Raw genomic sequence first — 3,385 nt, 5'->3', positions numbered from 1 at the left:
TGAAACAGGATTGTGGGTCTTTGTGACTCATAAAGGAACACCTCTTACCAATAATGAGGCTGAACGCTGCATTAGAGGTACGGTTATCATGCGTAAAAATTGTTTTGGTACCAGCTCTGATAGGGGGGATAAGTTCCGCTCCAGAGTATTGTCTGTGATTGAAACCTGTAAGAAGCGTGGTTTATCTGCGCTCGAAGTTATCTCTGAAATTGTTACGGCTGTAACACAACGTAAACCTTATCCAGATGTGTTTAACCTCACCAGCGATTAGTCAATACTACGCTGGTGAATGGTTACTAACAATAGAGCCTGCTAACTTTAAACAAGCCTTAGAAACAGTGGTTTCCGCACAGTTTTACCAAATGTCTCTGAATTTAAAAAATGTGGCTCCTCTATATTTGAAAAGTGTTCCACCAATACTCCACCACTTAGGTGGGGGTGGGGCATTGGTGGAACACTAATAGCAAATAAAGAAAATCAAAGAAAGACGATGAAGCCATAAATGTATGGTTATATTAGATATTCTAACTTTGTTTGGTGTTTGTCTTTCTTTATTTTACCTCCCTATTTGCCAATACAGAAAGTGTAAAAGCCCATGATGACTGGTATTCCAGCCCACCTTGGAGGCACACGGATAACAAAGTTGAAAAATTGCGCCGCCAAGGTGATATTGGGGATGGTAACTGAAAGACCGTTTTGATGCTAAAACTATCTTTAGCCTACGGGCAAATCTATTCGATATTTTGAGATTTGTTTGTTGAATACAGCCACACCTTGATCGGGAAGTTTATCAGCAAAATCGGTTTCTAAACGGAATCGAGTTTCAGAATAATCATGCCAATCAACATCACTGGTGTAACCGTGTAAATCTGAAAATACCTTAGTCAGCGTTCTAAATTTCCCCATTCTTGTTGCCTGTCGTAGTCCGTTCAAATAACTTTCTCTATGAACGGTCGGGACAATAATTTTATATTGCTCTGCGTTGACCAGTTCTGCATTCATCATTATTCGAGATACTCGTCCATTACCATCATCAAAAGGGTGGCATTCTGAAATTAAAAACTGCATGAAAATAGCCCGTGGTAAACCTTGCTCTAGACTTTGGTAAATAGGAAAGGCTTGTGCAATCGTTCCTTCAACTTGCTCTGGAGAAACAAAAACGGAATCTCCAGCTTTATTGGTATTGAATTTTAATTCTCCCGGCCTTTTTTCTGGTCGTGCAGCCATGATCAGTTTGTGCCTTTGAATGAGTAGATTCATTAACTCATCAGGGTTATTGGGAACGGTCACCATTTCTGTGTAATCTTGTACCACATCAAACACTGCCATAACATCATGGCTATCTTGATGACGATGGTTTATCTCGCTTTTTTCAAAGATAATTTTTTCAGCCTCATCAATCTCAAATTCGGTGCCTTCAATGTAATTAGAAAAATAGCTTTCGAAAAAAGATAAATGCCGCCAACTGGCACTGTTATACATATATGGTCGTGATACCAAATGACATTGGTTTAAATAATCCGCTAATGATTTAAAAAGTTGTAGGCGATGAGGATCAAAGGGCTCTTTTTTAGCAACTGCAATGGCTCTTTCTGTTGAAAGTGCCTCCACAGGTTGAGTTGATAAAATAGCACCTATCAGGCTTTGCAAAGTGCTGAACTCTTTTTCCATATCTAATGCTTTGCAGTGTTCACTGGCTTGATCTCTAATACGATTTAATTCTTGTTCGCCATATCGCTCAAGCAGTCGGCAAAGCTCTTTTTCTACCCAATCTTTTCCAAGTGACTTTACTGATGCTACATCTTTATGGCTGATTTGTAGATTTTCTAACAAGTAGCGCACAGGGCTGCTTCTAAACACATTAGGTTGAAAAGGCTCTTTTAAAATATCTGTATTTCCCGGTAACACTTCAATAGTGAGTAAATCACTAATTTTTATTTTCTTTCTGATCTTGGTTTGAGCTGTAATGTAAACCACATTATTAGATGGAAGTAATGACACTGCTGTTGAGTGAGAAACGAGAGCATCTGGATAAAGAAAATCAATAATTTGATACCACCTACTCTGAATCAATGAGGGGATTTCATCCCAGCTGGCATCAGTATAAATACCCGCTCTAATTCGCTTTAAAGCGCCATTGCTTACAGCGTGTGAAAGCTTTTTGGACTCAGCGGTATTACTGGCAAAGATTAATTGAGACATGATGATTTACGAAAAATGAGATATAAAAATACATTTTAGTGAAAAACTAGATATAAACAATATTTAAAAGGAATAATTTATGAAAAACTAGAGATAAAAAAGCTTGTTTACGAAAAAACAGATACAAAAATTGATATATAAGGACAATAAATAGAGTTTTTAAGACATTTTGTCCTAATCGTGTCCTTATTATAAGGATAAATAGATAACTCCTCCAATTACCGCATTTAATACTGACACTTTTTTATTGCTCGGTTAACATAGTGGCAAGTCAAATCAAAATCTCCTCACTTACATGGAAAGTAGGCTATCTATTTGTCGTATCTGTGTTCGCAATAGCTATTGTTATTGATCACTTTCAAGGGAAATGGTTTAACAATCACTTTACCCAATGGGTTGTAGAGGTAGTTGAACTGATTGAAAGTCCTCAAATAGCTGATAGAAAACCAATATTACCAGTAGACCATCAGCTCAGTGAAAACATCACTGCATCTCAATACGAACAATCAAATCTTGAGCCGATTAAACGAGAGGTGGTTCCTGAATATCAGAATACTAGTGTTCATTACCAAGATGAAAACAATTATTTCGAGCAACATTCGAGTGTATGTTCAACTGCTGAATTAACGGCTCAGCAAAAACAGCGAAGAAAACAAGCTCTCAAAGAAGATCTTGTGTTTTCTTGGATAGATGACAATGGCATTACTCACTATTCCAATACATTATTTGGTGCCAGTGATGACGCTCAATTACTTGAGCAATATCAGACACAATTAGAGCCATTTGAATTATCAGTGAGTAGCTCTAAATCCTTACCTCGCCATTTTGAAGATAAGGTAATTGTTGGGTTTAAGAAAATTTATCACATCCTCAGCCTTTATCTTGATAAACAGCATTTGCGTGAAGTTGCCGTAAATTTAACTTTTGCACACTCTAAGCGTGAGTATCAATCCATTCAAAGATCTAAAGCACCGAATTTAGGGCAAAGTCAGGGTTTTTATACCTCTAACGGTAACTATGCCGCCGTGTGGTTCAAAAACTCAAAACAAGCACAGCAAACGTAACCATTCACCAAGCCCCTCTTGTTTTTTGTGAAACAAGTCACTTGATCTAACATTGTTACTTGAACGATCTTTTTATGGTGTTTTTATGTACACATGAAAAAGAAAAAATGCTTCGAGAA

At 37.3% G+C, this 3,385-nt stretch carries 3 protein-coding genes; 2 read left to right on the top strand and 1 reads right to left on the bottom strand.

Annotation, left to right across the window (positions count from 1 at the left end; genetic code table 11):
* The coding region (locus tag JQC92_RS21545) for an IS66 family transposase (protein WP_205001586.1) at positions 1-271 on the top strand (271 nt) is incomplete at its 5' end.
* Between the two features lie 443 nt (positions 272-714).
* On the opposite strand, the gene JQC92_RS21540 is transcribed toward JQC92_RS21545, so the two are convergent.
* On the bottom strand, positions 715-2,202 hold the full coding sequence (locus JQC92_RS21540) for a Fic family protein (protein WP_205001585.1): 1,488 nt from the start codon (positions 2,200-2,202) through the stop codon (positions 715-717).
* A 263-nt stretch (positions 2,203-2,465) separates the two neighbouring features.
* On the opposite strand from JQC92_RS21540, the gene JQC92_RS21535 reads away from it, so the two are divergent.
* Positions 2,466-3,266 (top strand): hypothetical protein, encoded by an 801-nt coding sequence (locus tag JQC92_RS21535; protein ID WP_205001584.1) that lies wholly within the window; start codon positions 2,466-2,468, stop codon positions 3,264-3,266.
* Positions 3,267-3,385 lie beyond the last annotated feature (119 nt).

Source organism: Parashewanella hymeniacidonis, assembly GCF_016900895.1.
Lineage (GTDB): Bacteria > Pseudomonadota > Gammaproteobacteria > Enterobacterales > Shewanellaceae > Parashewanella > Parashewanella hymeniacidonis.
The sequence above is the reverse complement of the archived record's forward strand: the minus strand, read 5'-3'. Positions and strand labels throughout refer to the sequence as shown.

What these genes read in the sequence shown, in the direction of transcription:
- JQC92_RS21540 (WP_205001585.1), bottom strand. Translation starts at nt 2,202, where the DNA reads ATGTCTCAATTAATCTTTGCCAGTAATACCGCTGAGTCCAAAAAGCTT.